Below are 22,033 nucleotides of genomic sequence, written 5' to 3'. Positions count from 1 at the left end.
GCCGAAGCGGTCGTCGACGGCGAACTCAGGCTCACGTTCGCCGAGCTGGTCGACCGGGTCCGCACGGCCGCGGGCGCCTTCGCCGCGGCCGGGATCGGGAAGGGCGACCGGGTCGCGATCTGGGCGCCCAACTCCGCCGAGTGGATCGTCGCCGCTTTCGGGCTGCTCACCGCCGGCGGGGTGCTCGTCCCGGTCAACACCCGGTTCAAGGCGGACGAGGCCCACGACATCATCTGCCGCAGCGGCGCCAAGATCGTCCTCGTGGAGGCGGGTTTCCTCGGGCTCGACTTCGAGGGCCCGCCGGGCGTGCCCGTGATCGACCTCAAGTCGGGCTTCCTGGCGAGCGGTTCGCCGTTCGAGCGGGCGGTGAGCGGCGACGACGTCAGCGACATCACGTTCACCTCCGGGACGACCGGGCGGCCCAAGGGCGTCCTGATGACCCACGCCCAGACGCTCCGCCTGTACGGGGAGTGGTGCGACCTGGCGACCCTGCGGGAGGGCGACCGCTATCTGATCGTCAACCCGTTCTTCCACATCTTCGGCTACAAGGCGGGCTGTATCGCCTCCCTGATCCGGGGCGCGACCATCCTCCCCGTACCCGTCTTCGACGTGGACCGCGTACTGGAGCTGGTGGAACGGGAGAAGGTGACGGTCCTGCCCGGTCCGCCCACGCTCTACCACTCGCTCCTGGCGGCTGGGGACCGGCACGACCTGTCCTCCCTGCGGGTGGCGGTGACGGGCTCCGCCGACATCCCGGTCGAGCTGATCCGCCGGATCGTCAGCGACCTGCCCTTCGAGCACATCATGACCGGGTACGGCCTCACCGAGGCGGGCACGGCCACCGCCTCCCGCCCCGGCGACTCCTTCGAGGACATCGCGACGACGGTCGGCACCCCCTGCGAGGGCGTCGAGGTGAGCGTCGCGGCCGACGGCGAGGTCCTGATCCGCGGCTACAGCGTCATGCGCGGCTACCTCGACGATCCCGCCGCCACCGCGGAGACGATCGACGCGGACGGCTGGCTGCACACCGGAGACCTGGGCACCCTCGACGACCGGGGGCACCTGAGGATCGTCGGCCGCAAGAAGGACATGTTCATCGTGGGCGGCTTCAACGCCTACCCGGCCGAGATCGAGGGCTTCCTCCTCGAACACCCGGCCGTCGCGCAGGCCGCCGTGATCGGCGTACCTGACGAGCGGCTCGGGCAGGTCGGCAAGGCGTTCGTCGTCCGCAGCGCACCCGTCTCGGCGGCCGACCTGATCGCCTGGGGCCGTAAGCGGATGGCCGGGTTCAAGGCGCCCCGGTCCGTGGAGTTCCTCGAAGAACTGCCGTTGAACGCCACCGGCAAGGTGATGAAGGACCAGCTGCGATGACCCAACCGCACGAAACGGCCTCAGGCATCCCGCTCCAGGCGGTCTACGGACCCGCCGACCTGCGCGGCGAACCACCCGAGCCGGGCAAGTTCCCCTTCACGCGCGGCAATTACGCGACCGGCTACCGGGGACGGCTGTGGACACTGCGCCAGTACTCCGGCTTCGGCACGCCCGAGGAGTCCAACCGCCGCTACCGCTACCTCCTTGAACAGGGCGGTACGGGCCTGTCGGTGGCCCTCGATCTGCCCACCCAGTGCGGCTACGACTCCGACGACCCCGAGGTGACCGAGGAGGTCGGCCGGGTCGGCGTCGCCCTCGACACCCTCGCCGACGCGGAGATCCTCTTCGAGGACATCCCGCTCGACAAGATCAGCACCAGCTTCACCATCAACGGCACGGCGGCGATCCTCCTCGCCTTCTATGTGGCCGCCGCCGAACGCAAGGGCGTGCCGCGCGCGAAACTCACCGGCACGATCCAGAACGACATCCTGAAGGAGTACGCGTCCAGGGGCACTTGGATCTGGCCCGCGCAGCCGTCCCTCCGACTGATCGCGGACACCATCGAGTTCTGCGCCGCCGAGGTGCCCCGGTTCAACGCGATCTCGGTCGCCGGTTCGCACTTCCGTGACGCGGGCGCCAACGCCGTACAGGAAATGGCGTTCACGCTCGCCGACGGGGTGACGTACGTCGACACGGTGCTGGAGCGCGGTCGGATGACGGTCGATCAGTTCGCCCCGCAGATCTCCTTCTTCTTCTACACGCACGGCGATTTTTTCGAGGAGATCGCCAAGTACCGCGCGGGGCGGCGGCGTTGGGCCACCATCGTCCGGGAGCGGTACGGCGCCACGAGCGACAAGGCGTCCATGTTCCGCTTCGGCTGCGTGGCCGGCGGGGCCTCGCTCTACGCGCCCCAGGCCCAGAACAACACCGTCCGGGTGGCGTACGAGGCGCTGGCCTCCGTACTCGGCGGGGTGCAGTCGATGTTCACGGCCGCATGGGACGAGCCGTTCGCGCTGCCCAGCGAGGACTCGGCGACGCTGGCCCTGCGCACCCAGCAGATCCTCGCCCACGAGACCGGCGTGACCCGGGTCGCGGACCCGCTCGGCGGCTCGTACTTCGTCGAGGCGCTCACCGACGCCACCGAGGCGCGGATCGTCGAGATCATGGACGACCTGGAGCGGTACGGCGGCATGGTCCGCGCCATCGAGGACGGTTATCTGCAGGGACTCATCGCCGACGAGGCCTACCAACTGCACCTGGACGTCGAGGCGGGCACGCGCCCGGTCGTCGGCGTCAACAGGTTCGTCTCCGACGAGCCGCCGCCGGACCTCGCGACCTACGAACTGGACGCGGAGGGCCGCGACCGCCAGCTCAAGCGGCTCGCCGATGTGAAGGCCACGCGGGACGCCGCCCTCGTACGGGAGCAACTGGCCCGGCTGGCCCGCGCGGCGGACGGGACGGAGAACCTGATGCCCGTATTGATCGACTGCGCCAACGCCTACTGCACGGTGGGGGAGATGGTCGCCGCGCTGAAGGCGGTCTGGGGCGAGTTCCAGCAGCCGGTGGTGTTCTGATGGGCGCGGCGGCTCGGATTCTCGTCGCCAAGCCCGGCCTGGACGGCCATGACCGCGGGGCCAAGATCGTCGCGCGGACGTTGCGCGACGCCGGATTCGAGGTCGTGTTCACCGGCATCCGCCAGCGCGTCGACACCATTGTGGCGACGGCGGTCCAGGAGGACGTGGCCGTGGTCGGGCTCAGCATCCTCTCCGGCGCGCATCTCGCCCTTACCACCCGGGTGGTCGAGGCGCTGCGGGCCGCCGGGGCCGACGACATCGCCGTCGTCGTGGGCGGCACCATCCCGCCGGCCGACGTCCCCCGGATGCGGGCGGCGGGCGCGGCGGCGGTCTTCCCGACCGGTACGCCGCTCGACGTGCTGGTGGCGGAGATGCGGGCGCTGACGGGGAGCGCGGCCACCGGTTCATGAGCCCCGGGACCCACCTGTAGCTGGACACCTGTCGATAGCTCTCGATACCTGTCGTACCTGGAGGCACTGTGCGGGTCGGTGTGATGATCGGGCCGGAGCGTGGGGATTCCGCGCGCAAGGTAGCGCGGATGATCGACGACGTGACGTGGGCCGAGCAGGCGGGCCTCGACACCGCGTGGGTGCCTCAAATACCCACGGACTTCGACGCGTTGACGGCCGTGGCGCTGATGGGCGCGCGGACGGAACGGATCGAGATCGGAACGGCGGTCGTACCGCTCCAGGCCCAGCATCCGATCGCCCTCGCCCGCCAGGCGCTGTCCGCACAGGCGGCGACCGGCGGACGGCTGGCCCTGGGCGTCGGCCCCTCGCACCACTGGATCGTCCGGGACATGCTCGGACTGCCGTACGAGAAGCCGGCCGCGTTCACCCGTGACTACCTGGACGTCCTGGACGCGGCCCTGCACGGCCCCGGCCCGGTCGACGTCGAGAACGGCACCTTCACCGTGCACAACCCGCTCGACCTCGGCCCGGTCGGCCCGCTGCCCGTCCTGATCGCCGCGCTCGGCCCGGTCATGCTGGCTCTCGCGGGCGAGCGCGCCGACGGCACCGTCCTCTGGATGGCCGACGAACGAGCGGTGTCCGACCACGTCGTCCCGCGCATCACCAAGGCGGCCGAGGGCGCGGGCCGCCCGGCGCCCAGGGTTGTCGCGGGCATCCCCGTCTGCCTGTGCCGTCCGACGGAGGTCGACGCGGCCCGCGAACGCGCCAACCGCATCCTCGGCGAGGCCGAGATCTCGCCCAACTACCAGCGCCTGCTGGAGTACGGCGACGCCCAGGACATCGGCGACCTGTGCGCGGCCGGCGACGAGGCGGCCATCCTGGCCCGCTTCCGACGGTTCGCCGACGCCGGAGTCACCGACCTCTCCGTACGGCTGCTGCCGATCGGCGAGGGCAGGGACGAACTGGTCGCCTCCAAGCGTCGTACGCGGGACATGCTCGCCGCATTGGCGGTGGAAGTCCGATGACCTCCGGGTCAACGGTCGGGCCACTTGCGGGCATCCGCGTCCTGGAGGTCGGCCACATGCTGGCCGGCCCCTACGCCACGATGATGCTCGCCGACCTCGGAGCCGAGGTCACGAAGATCGAGCCGCCCGGCGGGGACATCTCGCGGCAGGTGAGCGACGCCTACTTCGCCAGCCTCAACCGGGGCAAGCGCAGCGTCTGCCTGGACCTGACGACCGGAGCGGGACAGGACCGACTCGGTGAACTCGCCGCCCACGCCCACGCGTTGCTCGTCAACCTCAAGCCGTCGGCCATCCATCGGCTGGGGCTGACCTACGAGGCGCTGCGGAAGTGGAACGAGCGGATCGTGTGCGTCGCGCTGACCGGCTTCGGGTTGTCGACGGGCGACGAACCGGCCTTCGACTACGTCGTCCAGGCGGCCACCGGAGTCGCCGCGCTCACCGGCGATCCCGACGGCCCGCCAACCCTGCCCGGCTACTCCGCCGCCGACAACTCGACCGGCCTCACAGCGGCGTTGGGGCTGCTCGCGCAGATCGTCTCGGGTCGCGGCGGCCAAGTCGATGTCTCCCTGCGGGATGTGATGCTGTCCCAGCTCAACTACCGTGCCTCGGCCTACCTCAACGAGGGCACCGAGCCACGGCGCCTGCCGCTCGGCGCGCACTCCTACTACGTACCGGCGCAGCTCTTCCCCACCGCAGAGGGCCACTTGGCGCTGTTCATCACCCACGACGGTTTCTGGAAGTCCTTCGCGGCCGAGGCGGGCGTCGAAGGGTTTCCGACGATGGCCGAGCGGGCGGCGCGGCGCGAGGAAGTGCTGGACGCGGTGACAGGGGCCCTGGCCGCCGACACCGCCGCCGCCTGGGAGTCCCGGCTGCGGCCCCTGGGCGTACCGGCCGCCGCCGTACGCACGCTGCCTCAGGCGCTGGCCGCCACACCGGAGGCCGTGGTGACGGCGGGGGAGTACCGGCTGGTCCGCAGCCCCGTACGGATCGCGGGCCACGAGCCCGACTACGGGCCACCGCCCCGGCTGGGCGAGCACGGCGATGCGGTGACCAAGTCATGAGGGGCGAGGACCAGTTCCATCTCGGCATCGTCGCCGAGGACTTCGAGGGGACGCTGGCCGGCCTGTCGGCGGCGTTCGGATACGAGTGGTGCGCGGAGATCGCCGGACCGCTGACCATGACGCTGCCGACCGGCGACGCCGTCGTCCGGCTCAGCTGCGTGTACTCGCGGACCTCACCCCGGCTGGAGATCATCAGGAACATCCCCGGCACCCTCTGGGAAGCGGCACCCGGCGGGGGCGTCCACCACGTCGGCTACTGGTCCGACGACGTCGCCGCGGACTGCGCCGGACTCACCGACCTCGGCTACAGGGTCGAGGCGTCCCGGATCGGCTCCACCGGGTCCGACTTCGCCTTCCTGCGTGGCCCGGACGGGGTGCTCGTCGAACTCGTGGACCGGGCGGCACAGCCGATGCTGGAGAAGTTCTGGGCCACCGGAGAGGGCAAGGCATGAGCACGGTAGGGATCGCCACCGGTGCCGGACGCGGAATGGGACTCGCGTGCGCGCAACGAATGGTCGGCACGGTGGACACGCTGCTGCTCGTCGACCGGGACGAGGAGACGGTGACGGCGGCGGCGAAGGAACTGACCGCTGCCGACGGGGGCGCGGCCGTCGAGCCGTTCGTCCTGGATGTCACCGACCGGGACGGCATGGCCCGGGTCGCCGCCCGCACCGCCGAACTCGGCACCCTGCGCGCCGTCGCCCACGCCGCCGGCATCTCACCGACGATGGCCGACTGGCGCAGCATCTTCGCCGTCGACCTGGTGGGCACCGCGCTGCTCGCCGAAGCCCTGCGCCCACTGGCCACGGAGGGCACGGCGATGGTGTGCTTCGCCTCGATGGCCCCGCTGCTCGGCAACCTGGAAGCAGACCCGGCCGTGGCGGCCGTCCTGGACGACCCGCTCGACGACGCCTTCCTCGACCGGCTCCACGACGTCCTGGGACCGGCCGTCGAGGACCCCGGCGCCGCCTACGCCTGGGCCAAACACGGGGTACACCGCTTCGTACGACGGGAAGCGCTCCGACTCGGCCCGCTCGGCGCCCGTATCTGCTCGGTCTCGCCCGGCGTCATCGACACCCCGCAGGGCCGCCAGGAGGCCGCGAAGCAGCCGGCCATGGACGCGCTCGTACGTGGATCCGCGACCGGCCGCCCGGGCCGCGCCGAGGAGGTCGCCGCCGGGGTCGCCTTCCTGCTGTCGGCGGAGGCGAGCTTCGTCACCGGCATCGACCTGTTGATCGACGGCGGTGCCTGTGCGGCGGTACGGGGGTAGGCGGGACATGCGCCTGCAGTAGCGGTCGCCAACTGCTGGACTCTGCCCAGCAGTTGGCGACCAGCATGCTCTCCTCAGCCGACCGACTCCGACCGCTGTACGGTCCCCGTGATCCCGCCCGCGTCCTGCCCGGCCAGCAGCACCGCGGCCCGGCCCATCGCCTCCGGGGGCTCCACCATCTCCGGCGGGATCTTCCGGCCACCGCCCGCCGCCTGCCACCCCTCCGTCAGGACGATCCGGGACGGGGCCAGACAGTTGACGGCGATGTTGTCGGCCCGCAGATCGCTGGCCAGCCCGAGATAGAGCCGCTCGACGGCCGCCTTGGACACCCAGTACGCGTTGGCACCCCGGTCGGTCATCCCGACCCCGCTGGTCGTCACGGCCACCAGCGAACCGCCGCCGCGCTCCCGGACGTACGGAATCACGGCCTTGGTGACCAGGAAGACGCCCGTCAGATTGACGTCCAGACAGAGCTGCCAGCGCTTGAGCGGCGTGGACTCGACCGGGCCGAGCCACAGCACCCCGGCGTTGGCGATGAGGATGTCGATACCGCCGAACTCGGCGACGGTCGCAGCCACGGCCGCCTCCACCGACTCCTCGCTGCTCACGTCGCAGGGCACCGCGAGCGCCCGGCCGCCCGACCCCGTGATCCCGTCGGCGACCGAGTGGATCGTCCCCGGCAGCCGGCCCGCCTCCTCGGACCGCGCGGCCACCGCCACCGACGCCCCGGCCTCCGCCAGGGCCACGGCGACCGTCCGCCCGATGCCCCGGCTGGCCCCGGCGACGAACGCGACCTTCCCCTTCAATGACCTCAACGGCCTCAACGACCCACCCGCGTCGCTCACTTCGGCGGGAACCTGAGCGCTCCGTCGAGGCGTATGACCTCGCCGTTCAGATAGTCGTTCTCGCAGATGTGCTCGACGAGCGCCGCGTACTCGGGGGAGCGGCCCATCCGCCGGGGATGCGGGATCTGGGGACCCCAGTAGGCCTCCAACTGGTCACCCGCCTTGCCGTAGGCGGGAGTCAGGAAGGTGCCCGGGGCGATGGTGACGACCCGGATGCCGAGCGGGGACAGGTCGCGGGCGGCCACCAGCGTCATGCTCACGACGCCGCCCTTGGCCGCCGCGTACGGGAGTTGGCCGATCTGGCCCTCGTACGCCGCGATCGAGGCGGTGTTGACGACGACCCCCCGGCCGCCCTCCTCCGTCGGCTCCTGCCTGGCGATGGCGGCGGCCGCCAGGCGCAGCACATTGAAGACGCCGGTCAGATAGACCTCGATGGTCGTGCGGAAGCCCTCCAGGCTGATCGGCGTACCGTCCTTGCCGATCAGCCGGCCGCCGCTCGCCGGGCCGCCGTGGCAGTCCACCGAGATGCGCAGCGGGCCCGCCGACTCGGCCTCGGCCAGCGCCGCCAGGACGTCCTCCTCGGACGTGGCGTCCGTCCGGACGTAGCGCACGCCCAGCTCCTGCTCCAGCGCCTTGCCCTTCTCGTCGGCGAGGTCGGCCACGACCACCTTCGCTCCCGCCGCGTGCAACCGGCGGACGGTGGCCTCGCCCAGGCCTCCCGCCCCACCGACGACGACTGCTGAGCTGCCACTGATCTGCATCAAGGTTTTCCTCTCTTGCAAGCAGTGCTCTAGTCAGATGAGAATAGCGTTCTCATGAATATAACCATGATTCTGGAGATGGCTACCTCGGCCGGAGACCGGGTGGTGGTGACGGCGGACGACCGTTCCCTGACCGCCTCGGAGTTGCTGGACCGCGCCCGGGCCGCCGCGCACCGCTTCCGGCACCGTTCGGCCGTCCTGTATCTGGGCGCCAACCATCTCGCCTACCCCGTCGCCCTGTTCGGCGCGGCCTTGGCGGGAGTCCCCTTCATCCCCCTCAACTACCGCCTCGGTGAACACCAGTTGGCCCGGCTGGTCGAGCGTCACCCGGGAGCCTTGGTGCTCCACCCCGCCGATCTCGACGTACTCCTCTCGGGCGAGCCGGAAGAGGGGGACGAGTCGGCCCCCGACGCCCAGGACGCCGTCGCCGTCGTGCTCTACACCAGCGGTACGACGGCCGAGCCCAAGGCCGCCCTCCTGCGCCACCGCCATCTGCTCGCCTACGTGTTCAACACCCAGGAGTTCGGGTCGGCCGAGCCCGACGCCGCGACGCTCGTTGCGGTGCCCCCGTACCACGTGGCCGGTCTGATGAACCTGCTGACGAACCTCTACTCCGGGCGCCGGATCGTGTACCAGTCCGCCTTCGACGCGCCCGACTGGCTGGCCACCGTCCGACGCGAACGCGTCACCCACGCGCTGGTCGTCCCGACGATGCTCGCCCGGATCGTCGCCGAGGTCCCCGACGGCGCCACCGCCCAGGCACCGACCCTGCGCAGCCTCGCGTACGGCGGTGCCCGCACCCCGCGACCCGTCGTCGAACGGGCGCTGCGGGCCTTCCCGGACACCGGGTTCGTGAACGCGTACGGCCTCACCGAGACGGCGTCCTCGATCGCGGTGCTCGGCCCTGACGACCACCGCGAGGCGTTGGTGTCCGACGAACCGGCGGTGTGCGACCGGCTCGGTTCGGTGGGGCGCGCACTGCCCGGCGTCGAGATCCAAATCCGCAGCGAGGACAGCGACAAGGCGGCCCAAGTCGGGTGTACCGGGCTGGTGTTCGTGCGTGGCGAGCAGATCTCCGGCGAGTACGGCGGACGCGGCGACGCGCTCGATGCCGACGGCTGGTTCGCCACCAGGGATCGCGGGCGGCTCGACGCCGACGGCTATCTGTTCATCGAGGGGCGCGCCGACGACACCATCATCCGGGGCGGCGAGAACATCGCCCCGGCCGAGATCGAGGACGTACTCCTCACCCATCCCGGCATCGTCGAGGCGGCCGTGATCGGGCTGCCCGACTCCGAGTGGGGGCAGCGGATCGTCGCCGTGCTCGTCGGGGAGGGCGACCCGGACGAGATCCGCGCCTGGGTCAAGGCCCGTCTGCGGTCCGCCAAGACGCCCGACACCGTCGTCTTCCGCGCCGAACTGCCGAAGACCGACACCGGAAAGCTGCTGCGCCGCACCCTGCTCGCCGACCTGGAGACCACCCATGCCTGAAGCAGTCATCGTGTCCGCCCTGCGCACTCCCGTCGGCACCGCCTTCAAGGGCACCCTGCGCGACACCACGGCCTTCGACCTGGCCCACCACATCGTGGCCGCGACCGCCGCCACGGAGGGCCTGGACACGGCCCTCATTGACGACATCGTCCTCGGCGAGGGCCTGTACGGCGGCGGTGTCATCGCCCGGCACGCGGCCGTGACCACCGGCCTCACCTGGGTTCCCGGACTCGCCCACAACCGGCACTGCGCCGCCGGGCAGGCCGCCGTGCAGAGCGCGGCGGCGAGCATCCGCGCAGGCATGGACGAACTCGTCATCGCCGGCGGCGTCAACTCGGCCTCCACATCGCCGCGTTCGGTGACCAAGGTCGACGGCGAGTGGGAACCCTGGATGTCGCCGACGCACCCCGCCACTCCGGACGCCCCCAACACCGACATGTCGATCACCGTCGGCTGGAACACCGCTGTCCGGGCGGGCATCAGCCGCGCCGAGATGGACGACTGGGCGCTGCGCTCGCACCGGAACGCCGTACGCGCCATCGACGAGGGCCGCTTCGACGCCGAATACCTGCCGATCGACACTCCGCACGGCCTGTTCTCCGTCGACGAGCACCCGCGTCGCAGCACCAGCGCGGAGAAGCTGGCCGCGCTCAAGCCGCTCCATCCGGAGATCGAGGGCTTCAGCATCACGGCGGGCAACGCGGGCGGCGCGAACGACGGTGCGGCGGCCCTGGTCATCGCCAGCGACCGCCTCGGCCTCCCGGCGCTCGGCACGGTCCGGGCGTGGGCGTCCGTCGGCGTCGACCCCGCCGACATGGGTCTCGCCCCGGTCACCGCGATCCCCAAGGCCCTGAAACGCGCCGGGCTTTCACTCTCCGACGTCGACCTCTATGAGATCAACGAGGCCTTTGCCGTCGTACCCGTAGCCGCAATCAAACAACTCGGCCTCGACCCGGACCACGTCAACGTGAACGGCAGCGGCTGCTCGCTCGGCCACCCGGTCGCCGCCACGGGCGCGCGCATGCTGGTCACCCTCGTGCACGAACTGCGCCGACGCGGCGGCGGGATCGGCGTCGCCGCCATGTGCGCGGGCGGGGGGATGGGCTCGGCGACGGTGATCGAGGTGCCCGCGCCGTGAGCCGGCGTCCGGTCAGTTCTTGAAGCGGAGCAGGGCTTCCTGGGCGTACGAGGCGACCAGGGAGCCCTCTTGGGTGAGTACGTCACCGTGTCCGTAGCAACGACCGTGCGCCACAAGGGGGCTGTGCTGGCGCAGGAGCAGCCAGGAGTCGGTCCGGAAGGGGCGGTGGAAGCGCACGGTGTGTGCCGTCACGGCCGAGGTGAACACCTTGTTCGCGTCGTACTGGCCGACCCCCTCGACCTGGCGCAGAGCGGTGCCGATGAGAGTCAGATCGGTGGCGTACGCCGTGAGGGCCGGGGCCAGTTCGGGCGCGACGGCCGGGATCCGCATCCAGAGTTCGTACTCCGGCGCCTCCGACTTGGGGGTGTCCAGATCGGTGACCGCACGGGTGTCCCAGGGCAGCAGATTCAGATCCACCGCGTGTTCCTCGCCGGGTACGGCGGGGACATGGAACGGCACCTGATGATCCTGGCCGTCTTCGAGGACGTGCATCGACACCGACGCGGTGGCCATGACGCCGTGGGACTGGCGGGCGACGATCCCCAACGTCGCGAAGGTGGAACCCTCGTGATGCTGCGTCACCTCGTAACGGACGGGCTCGTCTGGCCGTCCCTCGCGTGCGAAGAGGGCGTGTACGGACTTCACCGCCTTGTCCGGGCAGGCCGACGAGCCCGCCCGCACGAACTGGCCCAGCAGTTGCCCGCCGAACAACCGGCGGTAGCCGAGGCGTTGGTTGGCCCCCTCGAACGTCAAGTCCACGTCAGTGGCGCGGAGTTCGAGGCATGCGAGCAGGTCACTCCAGAGATCCGTCACAGTGGCTCCCAAGGTGAGAAAGAGAGAGTGTCAGAGCTGAACCAGCCGAGGCGCCGACCGCCTCTCCCGTACGAGCGCCCCCGCCTCGCGCGTCAACTCCCGTGCGCTGCCCAGCAGTCCGTCCAGTACGAGCGCCCGTCGGACATGCCGGTGCAGATCGTGCTCGGCGGTGAAGCCGATCCCGCCCAGGACCTGCTGGCAGTGCCGGGCCGCCGTCAGCGCCGCCCGCCCGGCCGCGGCCTTGGCCAGCAGTGAACCGAGCTCGTCGTCGGCGGCCCCGAGGGTCGCCTCGGCGCCGTCGAGCGCGACGAGCGTCTCCGCGAGCCGGTGCCGTACCGCCTGGAAGGAGGCGAGAGGCCGGCCGAACTGGGTCCGGTCCAGCACATGCGTCCGGGCCAGCGCGAGCATGGCCCGCCCGGTGCCCAGCAGCCACCAGCCGAGCGCCCGCCGACCCGCGCCGAGCGGGATTGGCTCACCAACTGGGCTGACCCGTAACGGCAGTTCACCGTCGAGAGCCGCATCCGGCGTCCCACTCCCGCCGCGCTCCCACACCACCCACGAGCCGCCCGTGTACGGCAACGGCAGCGCACCCCCGAGCGGTCGGTCCGCTGCGTGCAGCACGACGTCGTTGAGCAGCGACGCATGTGCGCCCGTCTCGCCGAGGAGCCGGAACACGAGTGGGACCGCGACCTCGGGCGCCTCCGTCAACAGGTCGGCCCAACCGAGGTCGGTCAGTGCCGAGTCGAGCGCCGGACCTGTCGCCGTCGCCATCGCCTTGCGGAGCGTCTCGGTCAGCAGATCCTGTTCGGCGGCGTCCATCGCTAATCCTTCCCGAGGTTCAGCAACCGGCGCGCGATGATGTTCCGCTGGATCTCGGCGGTACCGCCGTAGATGGTCGCCGCGCGTGAGTACAGGTACTCCGACCGCCAGGGCGTCTCCGTCAGCTCCAGTACGCCGGGCAGCAAGTCACGTACGGTGTCGAAGAGTTGTTGCTCCGCCGTGGCCAGCAGGACCTTGTCGACGGAGGTCTCCGGGCCCAGGTGCTCGCCTTCCGCCAGGCGCCGTTGCGTCGTGTGGGAGCGGCAGCGGGCGGTGTGCAAGGCGAGATAGGCGGCGCCGAGGGCGTCGTCGTCCTGGGCGGAGTCCGGTGCGGGTGTCTGCTCCAGCAGGTGGTCGAGTCGCGTGTAGAGATGGGCGATCCGGTGCCAGAAGCACGTCGAGCGCTCGTGCGGAAGCAGGTCCATCGCCAGCTGCCAGCCGTCGCCCGGGCGGCCCAGCATCCGGTCGCCGGGGACGACCACGTCGTCGAAGAACACCTCCGCGAACTCGTCCACGCCGTGCATCGTGCGCAGCGGCCGAACGGTGATCCCCGGGGTGTCCATGTCGACGAAGAACGCGGTGATGCCCGCGTGACCGGGAGCCGTGCGGGTGAGCAGGACACAGCGGGCGGAGTACTGGGCGAGGCTCGTCCACACCTTCTGGCCGGTCACCACCCAGTCGTCGCCCCGGGGGACGGCCCTGGTGGTGAGCGAGGCGAGATCGCTGCCGGAACCCGGCTCCGAGAAGCCCTGGCACCACTGCTCCCGGCCGCCGAGCAGCCGCGGGACCATCTCGGCGGCCAGTTCCGGACGCGCGTACGAGATCATCGTCGGGGCCAGGACCTCGACCATGGAGTAGATCCCGGGCTCGGCCAGGCCCCGGGTGGCGACCTCCTCGCCGAGTACCGCGCGCAGTACGGCGGGCCCGCCGAGCCCCCTCACCTCGGCGGGCCATCCGTACCGCATCCACCCCGCCTCGTACAGCGCGCGCCGGACCCGGGCGAGCTGTGCGACCTGCGCGTCGAGCGAGTCGTCGGGGCCGGGGGAGAGGTCGTTCGTGTCGAGCCAGCGCCGCAGGTCCGCGCGGAACTCGGTGACGTTCATGTCCCCGGGCGCTGGTAGGCGTGCGGGCGGCCCGAGTCGTGCGCGCCGCTGCGGCGGATGAACGTCATGGCGCGTGTGCGCAGCCGCCAGCCGTCGGCGGTCCGCACGTACGTGTCGTTGTAATAGCCGATGCGCAGGTCGTGGGTGGAGTGGTCGACGAAGCACAGCGGCTGGGTGCCGGACGCGGAGTCCTGGTCCGCGCCCGGCTCGATCACGGCGGTCCCGGTGAGAAAGAGTCCCTTGGGGGCCGCCGCGACCAGCGCGGGAAACTCGTCGAGGGCGTAGGTGTCCCCGAAGGCGCTGTAGGTCCCGTCGGGGGTGAAGACCGCGAGCACCCCGTCCAGGTCGCCCTGGGTGATGTACACCGCGTACCGGGCCAGCAGTTGCTGGATCTCCATCAGGTCGTCAGTGGACATTGAGAATTCCATTCTCTTAAAGAGAGCGGAAGGTTCTCACGGTAGGGGTCGGAGCGTCAACGGTCCTTCCGCAGCTTCGAGAAGTCCCAGCTCACCACCTTCTCCGTCGTCACCCGCAGCCATGCGTGCCGCCCGTCGTACGGGAAGTCCTTGCCGCCCGCGTACTTGTCCGCGAACAGCCGTTCCGGCTCGCGGAGTTCGTCCACGGGAGCCCCCTTCCGGGGTGTCTCGCCGACCACTTGGACGCTGCCCTTCAGCTCCACGCCCCGCAGTTGCATGAAGTCGGCGCCGCCGTCGTCGACGATCACGCTGAGCCTCGGGTCGCGATCGAGGTCGGTCCAGCGCTGGCTGCGGACCAGCGAGTTCAGCCACAGGGCCGTTCCGTCCCACACGAACCACAGGGCACTGACATGGGGGTGCCCGCCCGCCCCGACCGTCGCCACCCGGCACACGGGCTGGGCGCGCAGAAACGCGTCCCGTTCCGACTCCGTCATGGCGATCGACGTTCCCCTGCGCTGTCCGGTCATCGTTTCTCCCAGCATTGTCCGAATGGTTGATTCTCGCTAAGTGAGAAGCTAGTTTCCAGCCCTAGAGAGGGGGACACTCAGTCGGCCTACCCCGGCATCGAGTGGCGGCGCGTCATGGACCAGTTCCTCACCTTCGGGATCGTCGGCCTCAGCACTGCCGCGATCTACGCGGTCATCGGCAGCGGTCTCGTGCTCACCTACACCACCACCGGCGTCTTCAACTTCGCCCATGGCGCCGCAGGCATGCTCTCGGCGTTCACCTACTGGCAGCTCACCGTCGGCTGGGGCTGGCCGGTTCCGGTCGCACTGGCCGTCGTACTGCTTCTGCTCGCCCCGGCGTTCGGTCTCCTTGTCGAACGCTTCATCCTGCGGCCTGTCCAGGCGCTGGGGGAAGCGGAACGACTGGTGATGACCGTCGCACTATTGAGTGGCCTCATTGGGGTAGCGCGCTGGATCTGGGACCCGAACGTGGCCAGGCCCCTGCCGGCCTTCTTCGACGACCGGGCCCCCTTCCACATCGGCCCGGCCGCCGTCACCTGGCACCAGGCCATCACCATGGGCGTCGCCATCGCCGTCGCCGCAGGCCTGCGGATCCTGCTCTACCGCACCCGCGCCGGCGCCGAGATGCGCGCCACCGTCGACGACCGCGCGCTCGTCGGACTCACGGGCGCCGATCCCGTACGGGCCAACAAGGCCGCCTGGATTCTGGGCACTCAACTCGCCGCGCTCGGCGGCATCCTGATCGCGCCGACCGTCACCTTGGACGCCGCCCAGCTCTCCCTCCTGATCGTCAGCGCCTACACCGCCGCCGTCTTCGGCCGGCTGCGCAGTGTGCCGCTCACCTTCATCGGCGCTGTCGTCATCGGCTGCACGGAGAGCTATCTCACCGGCTACCTGCCGCAGAACGACTACCTGCCAGGCCTGCGCCTCGCGGCCCCGGCCCTGCTCCTGTTCATCGCCCTGCTGGTGTTCCCGCACCGACGGCTGCGCGGCCGCGACCGACGCCTGGCCCCGGTCCCGGTACCGACGGCACGCGGCACCCTCGTCTTCGCCGCCGCCACCATCGCCTTCGGCGTCGTCCTGGCGTCGATGCTCGGCGAGGCCGACCTCATCACGTACGGGCCGATCTTCTCGCTCGGCGTGGTGGCACTCTCGTACGTCCCCCTGACCGGTTACGCGGGCCAGATCTCCCTGTGCCAGCTGAGCATGGCCGGGATCGGCGCCGTCGTGTGGGCGCACTTCGGCGCGCACGGGCAACTGTGGGCGCTCGGGCTCGCGGTGCTGGTCGCGGCGGTGGCCGGGGCGCTGATCGCGCTGCCCGCGCTGCGGCTGTCCGGCGTGTATCTGGCGCTGGGGACCGCCGCGTTCGCCGTCGTACTCGACCGCTGGATCTTCACGCTCCCCGCCTTCCATGTCTTCGGTGTCGAGGTCGTGCTGTTCGACCAGGGCTCGGTGGAAGTGACCGGCCCCTCGCTGTTCGGGCTGCGACTGGACAGCGGGGAGGAGACGATGGTGCTCGCCGCGGTCTGTCTCGCCCTAGCCTCGATCGGGGTGGCGGCGCTGCGGCGGGGCCGGTTCGGGCGGCGGCTGATCGCCCTGCGCGACAGCGAGGCCGCGTACGCCACCCTCGGCGGCAACCTCCTCTTCGCCAAGGTGCTGGTGTTCTCGCTGGCCTCGGGCATCGCGGGCCTCGGCGGCGCGCTCTACGGAATGCAGCAACGGGCCATCACCCCCGACCAGTTCAACCTCATCGCCGGGCTGCCGATCTTCCTGGTCGCGGTGATCGGCGGCCTCGGCGCGGTCGGCAACGGTCTGTTCACCGGTACGGCGCTCATCGGGCCGACCAACGCGCTGATCGCCGTCGCACCCTCGCTGCAGAACCCGGTCGCCCTGCTGCCGGCCCTCGCGGGCATGGGCCTCGGCAAGAACCCCGACGGCATCGCGCCCCACTTCCGGCGCGACTGGGAGCCGCTCGGCCGCGACCGTATCGCGCTCACCGCGCTCGTCGCCTGGCTGGCGACGGCCTGGCTGCTGCGCCTCGGTGACCTGATCAACGGCTGGACCTTCCTCGGCGGAGCCCTCGTCGTGGCAGTGGCACTACGGACATGGGCGAGCGTCCGGCAGGCCCCTGCGGCCGAGCCGGAGATTCCGGTCGAGTGGTGGGGCGTACGGCGTGACTGGCGCCCGGAGGACGGGGAGGTGCTGGCCCGTGGCGTCGCTGCGAGTTAGTGGAGTGACGGTCGCCTTCGGCGGGAACCGGGCCCTGGACGGGGTCGCCATGACCGCCGAGCCCGGCCGGATCACCGGGCTCATCGGGCCCAACGGGGCAGGGAAAAGTACCCTGTTCGACGTCGCGTCCGGGCTGCGCAGACCGTCGTCGGGGCGCGTCTTCCTCGACGACCGGGACGTCACCCGGATGCGTCCCTCCGCCCGCGCCAAGTGCGGGCTGGCCCGCACCTTCCAGCGGCTGGAGCTGTTCGGCCGGCTCAGCGTGCACGACAACCTGCTCGTCGCCGCCGAACTCGGCCCCGAACGGCCGCGCGCGGCAGGCGTGGTGAAGGAGATCCTCGACCGCCTCGGCCTGACCGGCATCGCCGACACGGCCCCGGACACCCTCCCCACCGGCGTAGGCCGCCTCGTCGAGGTCGGCCGGGCGCTCGCCCTGCGCCCCAAGGTGCTCCTCCTCGACGAACCCGCCGCCGGCCAGGACGCCGAGGAGACCGAACGCTTCGCCGCCCTCCTGCGCTCCCTCGCCGACGACGGCACCGCCGTCGTCCTCGTCGAACACGACATGAGCCTCGTCATGAGCGTGTGCGACGACGTGTACGTCCTCGACCTCGGGAAGGTCATCGCCGTCGGCCCGCCCGACGTGATCCGCAACGACGAGACGGTCCTTGCCGCCTACCTGGGGGACGCGTGAACGCGCTACTCGAACTGCGCGGCATCCGCGCCGCCCACGAACGGATCACCGTCCTGCACGGAGTCGATCTCGGCGTCGCCGCCGGCGAGGTGGTGGCGCTGCTCGGCCCCAACGGCGCCGGAAAGACCACCACGTTGAGGATCGCGGCGGGCGTCCACCCGACCGAGTCCGGCCAACTCCTGCTTGGCGGACGGGACATGACGGGCGCCGACCCGCGCGACCTGGCCCGCGCCGGAGTGTGCCTGATCCCCGAGGGGCGCGGGGTGTTCCCCAACCTCTCGGTGCGCGACAACCTCCTGATGATGACCTACACCGGCCGCACCCGCGCCGAGATCGAGGACATCGCGTTCACCCGTTTCCCCGCCCTCGCCCGGCGCGCCTCCCAACCGGCGGGCACCATGTCAGGCGGCGAACAGCAGATGCTCGCCCTGGCCCGGGGCCTCGCCACCGACCCGGCCGTCCTCCTCCTCGACGAACTCTCCATGGGACTCGCCCCGTTGGTGGTCGCCCGGCTCTACGAACAGGTCGCCGAGATCGCCCGGCAGGGCGTGGCCGTCCTGGTCGTCGAGCAGTTCGCCGCCGCCGTACTCGACATCGCCGACCGCGCCGCCGTACTCGTCCGCGGCAAGGTCCAACGGCAGGGCCACCCCGACGACGGGTTGCGCGCCGAACTGTCCGCCCTCTACCTCGGGAGTTCCGCATGACATCCACCGAGCCACGTGCGGACCGCTTCGTCCGCGAACTGACCGAACTGAAGATCCCCGACCCGGCCGCCGCCCGCTCCACCCTCTGGCTGCGCCTCGGCGGAGTCCTGATGGCCCTCGGCGTGATCCTCGGCGCCTCCGGCTACCTGGTCACCCACAACACCCTCGACCCCCTCGTCCAGAACGACGGCATCGCCCTCGGCATCGCCGGAATCGCCTCCGGCGTGGTGGGCTCGGCGCTCTTCCTGCGCTACTCCCTCACCGGCTTCCTGCGGTTCTGGATGGCCCGCCAGTCGTACGACGTCAGCCTCCTCGCCGAACGACTGCGCGAACCGGATCGACTGCGGGACCCGGAATGACCCCCAGCCCGCGACCGACAGTCCGAAAGGGAACCCAGCCATGACCACCCCGGCAACGACGCTGCGCCCCGGCGACCAGCTCGCCAGCACCGCCTGCGGCACCCGCGTGGTCGTGATCCGGGCCCCGGCCGACGCGCAGCCCCAACTCACTTGCGCGGGCGCACCGATGACGCCCGCCGCCTCCGCACCGCAGGTCAAGGACCCCGGCTCGGGCACGGTCATCGGCAAGCGGTACGTGGACGCCACGGGCACCCTCGAACTGCTCTGCACCGCCTCCGGAGCGGGCGAACTGGCCTGCGACGGCGCCCCGATGACCATCAAGGCGGCCAAGCCGCTGCCCGCGTCCGACTGAACCGAACGGGAGTTGTCATGCCGCAGGACGAGCTGGTCCTGACCGAACGGGTGGGCAACGTCCTCGTGGCCACGATGAACCGGCCCGAGGCACGAAACGCCCTGAACCCAGAGCTGCTTCAAGACCTGTCGGCGGTGCTGAAGGAGGCGGACGCCGACCCGGCGGTGAGGGCGATCGTCCTCACGGGGGCGGGCCCGGTCTTCTGCGCCGGCATGGACCTGAAGGCGTTCGCGCGAGGCGCCCGCTTCGACGGCCTGAGCTGGTTCTACCGCGACGGCGTGGCCACCCCGGTGGTCGCGGCCCTCAACGGACCGGCGGTGGCCGGCGGCTTCGAACTGGCCCTGGCCTGCGACCTGGTGGTCGCCGCCGACACCGCGTCCCTCGGCATCGCCGAGGTCAAACGCGGCCTCTTCGCGGCGGGCGGCGCCACGACCCTCGCCGACCGCATCCCACTCGCCGTCGCCCTGGAGATGGGTCTCACGGGCGAACTGGTCACGGCGGCCAGGGCGCGGGAGATCGGCCTGGTGAACCGCGTCGTCCCGGCCGACGCCGTCCGCGCGGAGGCGCTGGCCCTAGCCGAACTGATCGCGAAGAACGGCCCGTTGGGCGTCACCATGACCAAGAAGCTGATGCGCGAACGCCGTTGGGCCGAACCGGCGGAGATCGAGTCGGTGTTCCGCAGCGCGGACGCGACGGAGGGGGCGAGGGCGTTCGCGGAACGCAGGACGCCGACGTGGACCGGGAGGTGACGGGCGGCGCGGGGCCCTTGCGTGCGCGACCAGCACGGTGAGCACCTGCTCCCGGGTGCCGTCGATGGCCCACATCCGCAACCGGTTGTGGACACCCCCGGTCGTCATACGCCTCGGGGGTTCACCCGGGCCCGCCCCCCTGGGACCGGGGTGCTCCTCAGCCGTACGCCGCCGTGTCCCACTCCCGCCCCGGGGTGGTTCCCGACAGCCAGGACAGGTCGGCAAGCCGGATCTCCAGTACCGCGGACGGGACCCGGTCGGGGTCCTGCCACAGCGCGCTCCAGGCGTCCAGGAAGGCGGCCTGCCAGGCGGTGGCGTCGGCCGGGTCGAGGCCGTGGGCGCGCAGTTCGGCCTCGACGGTCCGCCGAGCTTCGCCTTCGTCGAAGGGCAGATTGCGCCGGGCGGTCATGGAGACCGCCGCGATCACCCGGTCCGCGTACGCGGTGAGGGCTACCGGGTCCCAGTAGGCTCCCGGCCCGGCCTCGCGGTCCAGCCGTTCGGGGTCGGTGTCGGCCAGTAGCCGCATCGCGAAGGCGCCGGACGCGGACGGCTCCCCGGCGTCGGGGTGGATCGCCGACAGGGTCAGCTCGACGGTGTCGCCGCTCACGCGACTGACGCGCACCCGCCACAGACTCGCCAACGAAGGCTCCCTTCCTCGTGACTGCGGCCGCCCATTCTGTGCGGGCGGCCGCCCATTCTGTGCGGGCGGCCGCCCGTCAGGTGGTGATTCTGCCGGTGCCGATCAGATTGGCCAGGGTGGCCAGCTGCCTGTCGTTGTCGATGCGCTCGGCGAACGTGACCGCACCTCGCGCCCGGAACCTCATCTGCGAGAACGCGTGGATCACGGACTCCGTGGCCCCCAGGGCACCCGCCTGGTTCACTTCCTGCTGGAACTCCGCGTTGCGGGTGCCGCCGGTGGCGAGCGACTGGAGGAAGACGACGTCGTCCACGTTCCACTTGCGGTTCGAGGTGGCCTGGATCAGGTCCGGGAGGGTCATGGTGGCGGCGGCCAGCGCCTGGCCGAAGTCGGTCGGCTGAGGATCCGTGAAGGGGAACGGGTGCGCGGCGGCCAGGACCTGCCATGCCCCGGCCGTGGGGTCGTACCGCTTGAAGTTGATGGTGAGAGACCGGACGAAGTGCGGGGCGAAGGACTGCTGGTACGCCGAGGTCTGGGCGTTGGCCGTCCCGTAGTCCACGTCGACGCCGAAGTAGACGTAGTGACGCGGAGCGTTCCCCGCCAGGGCGGCGTTCGCGGTCGCCACGCTGGTCAGTTCCTTCTTCAGCGCGCTCTCGACGCTGGCCTCGTACTGGCTGTTGTCGCGCTTGGAGGCGGGTACCAGGTTGTTCATCGTTCCGGGACCGCCCGCCTGCATGTTGATGAGATGGAAGCGGATCCAGAAGTTCGTCAGACTGAGCTGGCGGATGTAGGTGTAGCCGGTGGGGTCGATGGCCGGGGGTGAGCCGTTCAGCGAGCCGTCGCTCATCATCTCGATGGACGTCGTCCGGCCCAGGGCGTCCACGACGGGGTGGATGAACGAGCCCTGCGGAACGGCGTTCGTGTTGTAGGCGACGCGCTGGACCTGCCGCCGCCGGCCGGACCCCCCTTGTTCGGAAGCGTGCGCCGCTCCCTCCCCGGCGTCGGCGCTCCGCTGTACGGGAACGGGCCCCGACATCGCCCGGGCGGCGTTGGCCTCGGCGGCCCGCTCGAAGGCGTCACCGGGATCGCTGACCCGCAGTCCGTCACCGGTGTCGGCGCCCGCGACCGGGCCGCTTCGCTGCTGGATCACATGGGTCAGCTCATGGGCGAGGGTGTGCTTGTCGCCGCCGCCCTCGCCGATGACCACATGGCTGCCCGAGGTGTAGGCACGGGCCCCGAGCTGGGTGGCCGACCGGCGGGCGGCACTGTCGTCGTGCAGACGTACGTCGCCGAAGTCGGCGTCGAGCCGGGCCTCCATCTCCTGCCGCAGCGGCGCGTCCAGCGGACGGCCCCCGCTGCGCAGCACCGCGTCGACCTCGGGAGCGCGCTGGACGGCCGTGCCGCCCGAATGCCCGCAGCCCGGGCCGTGTTCATGCCGTTCGTCGGCGACGAGCTGGGCCAGCGCCCGGTTGCCCACGGTCCGCTGGAGGACGGCGAGAGCGGCGGGCGACATCCCGCCGACACGGCCCAAGCCTGCACCGGTGTGCACGACGGCCGACCGGACGGCCGCAGGACGCCGACCCCGCTCCTGCCGCGGCCCCTGAGCCTGCGTGTCCTGCTCCCGCGCCCGCATCGCTGCTCTCCCTAGCCCTCGGCCATGCACAATCTCCGCCATGTTTCCGTCCGTA

At 71.2% G+C, this 22,033-nt stretch carries 24 protein-coding genes; 15 read left to right on the top strand and 9 right to left on the bottom strand.

The features are described 5' to 3' along the window. The 7 genes from ACWCRB_RS31505 to ACWCRB_RS31475 form a co-directional block, all read left to right on the top strand. On the top strand, positions 1-1,371 hold a 1,371-nt coding region (locus ACWCRB_RS31505), incomplete at its 5' end, for a FadD3 family acyl-CoA ligase (RefSeq protein WP_450999287.1). Continuing rightward, a complete protein-coding gene (locus ACWCRB_RS31500; RefSeq protein ID WP_450999286.1) occupies positions 1,368-2,945 on the top strand; it encodes a methylmalonyl-CoA mutase family protein in 1,578 nt (525 codons plus the stop codon). The genes ACWCRB_RS31505 and ACWCRB_RS31500, both read left to right, overlap by 4 nt. Next, positions 2,945-3,355, top strand: a complete 411-nt coding sequence (locus ACWCRB_RS31495; RefSeq protein ID WP_369031666.1) for a cobalamin B12-binding domain-containing protein — start codon at positions 2,945-2,947, stop codon at positions 3,353-3,355. Before ACWCRB_RS31500 ends, ACWCRB_RS31495 begins: the two co-directional genes overlap by 1 nt. An 83-nt stretch (positions 3,356-3,438) precedes the next feature. After that, positions 3,439-4,380 (top strand): LLM class F420-dependent oxidoreductase, encoded by a 942-nt coding sequence (locus ACWCRB_RS31490; protein WP_450999290.1) that lies wholly within the window; start codon positions 3,439-3,441, stop codon positions 4,378-4,380. Then, on the top strand, positions 4,377-5,441 hold the full coding sequence (locus tag ACWCRB_RS31485; RefSeq protein WP_450999285.1) for a CaiB/BaiF CoA transferase family protein: 1,065 nt from the start codon (positions 4,377-4,379) through the stop codon (positions 5,439-5,441). Before ACWCRB_RS31490 ends, ACWCRB_RS31485 begins: the two co-directional genes overlap by 4 nt. After that, complete coding sequence (locus ACWCRB_RS31480) at positions 5,438-5,893, top strand: VOC family protein (RefSeq protein ID WP_450999284.1); 456 nt, start codon at positions 5,438-5,440, stop codon at positions 5,891-5,893. Before ACWCRB_RS31485 ends, ACWCRB_RS31480 begins: the two co-directional genes overlap by 4 nt. Further along, entirely contained in the window at positions 5,890-6,711 is an 822-nt protein-coding gene (locus tag ACWCRB_RS31475) for an SDR family oxidoreductase (protein WP_450999283.1), read from the top strand. Before ACWCRB_RS31480 ends, ACWCRB_RS31475 begins: the two co-directional genes overlap by 4 nt. Before the next feature lie 74 nt (positions 6,712-6,785). Here ACWCRB_RS31475 and ACWCRB_RS31470 read toward each other — a convergent pair whose 3' ends face one another. Next, the gene (locus tag ACWCRB_RS31470) at positions 6,786-7,556 is read right to left on the bottom strand and encodes an SDR family NAD(P)-dependent oxidoreductase (protein ID WP_450999282.1); all 771 of its coding nucleotides are present in this window, start codon (positions 7,554-7,556) and stop codon (positions 6,786-6,788) included. Continuing rightward, positions 7,553-8,317 (bottom strand): SDR family NAD(P)-dependent oxidoreductase, encoded by a 765-nt coding sequence (locus ACWCRB_RS31465; protein WP_450999281.1) that lies wholly within the window; start codon positions 8,315-8,317, stop codon positions 7,553-7,555. The genes ACWCRB_RS31470 and ACWCRB_RS31465 overlap by 4 nt, the downstream gene beginning before the upstream one ends. A gap of 66 nt (positions 8,318-8,383) precedes the next feature. Here ACWCRB_RS31465 and ACWCRB_RS31460 point away from each other — a divergent pair, with 66 nt between their 5' ends. Together ACWCRB_RS31460 and ACWCRB_RS31455 are read left to right on the top strand one after the other, a co-directional pair. Then, complete coding sequence (locus ACWCRB_RS31460) at positions 8,384-9,808, top strand: class I adenylate-forming enzyme family protein (RefSeq protein ID WP_450999289.1); 1,425 nt, start codon at positions 8,384-8,386, stop codon at positions 9,806-9,808. After that, positions 9,801-10,946, top strand: a complete 1,146-nt coding sequence (locus ACWCRB_RS31455; RefSeq protein ID WP_450999280.1) for a thiolase family protein — start codon at positions 9,801-9,803, stop codon at positions 10,944-10,946. Before ACWCRB_RS31460 ends, ACWCRB_RS31455 begins: the two co-directional genes overlap by 8 nt. 12 nt (positions 10,947-10,958) lie before the next feature. Here ACWCRB_RS31455 and ACWCRB_RS31450 read toward each other — a convergent pair whose 3' ends face one another. From ACWCRB_RS31450 to ACWCRB_RS31430, 5 genes are read right to left on the bottom strand one after another with little or no spacing between them, the layout of a single operon-like run. Continuing rightward, positions 10,959-11,759: an acyl-CoA thioesterase gene (locus ACWCRB_RS31450; protein WP_450999279.1), complete on the bottom strand. Its 801-nt coding sequence runs from the start codon at positions 11,757-11,759 to the stop codon at positions 10,959-10,961. 30 nt (positions 11,760-11,789) lie between these two features. After that, entirely contained in the window at positions 11,790-12,578 is a 789-nt protein-coding gene (locus ACWCRB_RS31445; protein WP_450999278.1) for an acyl-CoA dehydrogenase family protein, read from the bottom strand. A 2-nt stretch (positions 12,579-12,580) separates the two neighbouring features. Next, on the bottom strand, positions 12,581-13,681 hold the full coding sequence (locus ACWCRB_RS31440; protein ID WP_450999277.1) for an acyl-CoA dehydrogenase family protein: 1,101 nt from the start codon (positions 13,679-13,681) through the stop codon (positions 12,581-12,583). Beyond that, the gene (locus ACWCRB_RS31435) at positions 13,678-14,097 is read right to left on the bottom strand and encodes a nuclear transport factor 2 family protein (protein WP_450999276.1); all 420 of its coding nucleotides are present in this window, start codon (positions 14,095-14,097) and stop codon (positions 13,678-13,680) included. The genes ACWCRB_RS31440 and ACWCRB_RS31435 overlap by 4 nt, the downstream gene beginning before the upstream one ends. Positions 14,098-14,153: 56 nt before the next feature. Continuing rightward, positions 14,154-14,624, bottom strand: coding sequence for a pyridoxamine 5'-phosphate oxidase family protein (locus ACWCRB_RS31430; protein ID WP_369031654.1), 471 nt, complete (start codon positions 14,622-14,624; stop codon positions 14,154-14,156). Between the two features lie 114 nt (positions 14,625-14,738). Here ACWCRB_RS31430 and ACWCRB_RS31425 point away from each other — a divergent pair, with 114 nt between their 5' ends. From ACWCRB_RS31425 to ACWCRB_RS31400, 6 genes are read left to right on the top strand one after another with little or no spacing between them, the layout of a single operon-like run. Continuing rightward, complete coding sequence (locus tag ACWCRB_RS31425) at positions 14,739-16,853, top strand: branched-chain amino acid ABC transporter permease (protein WP_450999275.1); 2,115 nt, start codon at positions 14,739-14,741, stop codon at positions 16,851-16,853. Continuing rightward, positions 16,834-17,544 (top strand): ABC transporter ATP-binding protein, encoded by a 711-nt coding sequence (locus ACWCRB_RS31420; protein WP_450999274.1) that lies wholly within the window; start codon positions 16,834-16,836, stop codon positions 17,542-17,544. The genes ACWCRB_RS31425 and ACWCRB_RS31420 overlap by 20 nt, the downstream gene beginning before the upstream one ends. Further along, positions 17,541-18,248, top strand: coding sequence for an ABC transporter ATP-binding protein (locus ACWCRB_RS31415; protein ID WP_450999273.1), 708 nt, complete (start codon positions 17,541-17,543; stop codon positions 18,246-18,248). Before ACWCRB_RS31420 ends, ACWCRB_RS31415 begins: the two co-directional genes overlap by 4 nt. Next, positions 18,245-18,607, top strand: coding sequence for a hypothetical protein (locus ACWCRB_RS31410; RefSeq protein WP_450999272.1), 363 nt, complete (start codon positions 18,245-18,247; stop codon positions 18,605-18,607). Before ACWCRB_RS31415 ends, ACWCRB_RS31410 begins: the two co-directional genes overlap by 4 nt. A 40-nt stretch (positions 18,608-18,647) precedes the next feature. Then, the gene (locus tag ACWCRB_RS31405) at positions 18,648-18,959 is read left to right on the top strand and encodes a hypothetical protein (protein ID WP_450999271.1); all 312 of its coding nucleotides are present in this window, start codon (positions 18,648-18,650) and stop codon (positions 18,957-18,959) included. Between the two features lie 17 nt (positions 18,960-18,976). Continuing rightward, positions 18,977-19,708, top strand: coding sequence for an enoyl-CoA hydratase-related protein (locus ACWCRB_RS31400; protein ID WP_450999270.1), 732 nt, complete (start codon positions 18,977-18,979; stop codon positions 19,706-19,708). 157 nt (positions 19,709-19,865) lie between these two features. Here the strand turns inward: ACWCRB_RS31400 and ACWCRB_RS31395 are convergent, their stop codons facing one another. Both ACWCRB_RS31395 and ACWCRB_RS31390 read right to left on the bottom strand, forming a co-directional pair. Continuing rightward, the gene (locus ACWCRB_RS31395; protein WP_450999269.1) at positions 19,866-20,330 is read right to left on the bottom strand and encodes a hypothetical protein; all 465 of its coding nucleotides are present in this window, start codon (positions 20,328-20,330) and stop codon (positions 19,866-19,868) included. Between the two features lie 94 nt (positions 20,331-20,424). Further along, positions 20,425-21,894: an eCIS core domain-containing protein gene (locus ACWCRB_RS31390; protein ID WP_450999268.1), complete on the bottom strand. Its 1,470-nt coding sequence runs from the start codon at positions 21,892-21,894 to the stop codon at positions 20,425-20,427. Between the last annotated feature and the right edge of the window lie 139 nt (positions 21,895-22,033).

The sequence above is a fragment of the Streptomyces sp. NPDC002156 genome (assembly GCF_053593675.1).
Note: the sequence above shows the minus strand (reverse complement) of the source record. Positions and strands in the feature narration are given on the sequence as shown.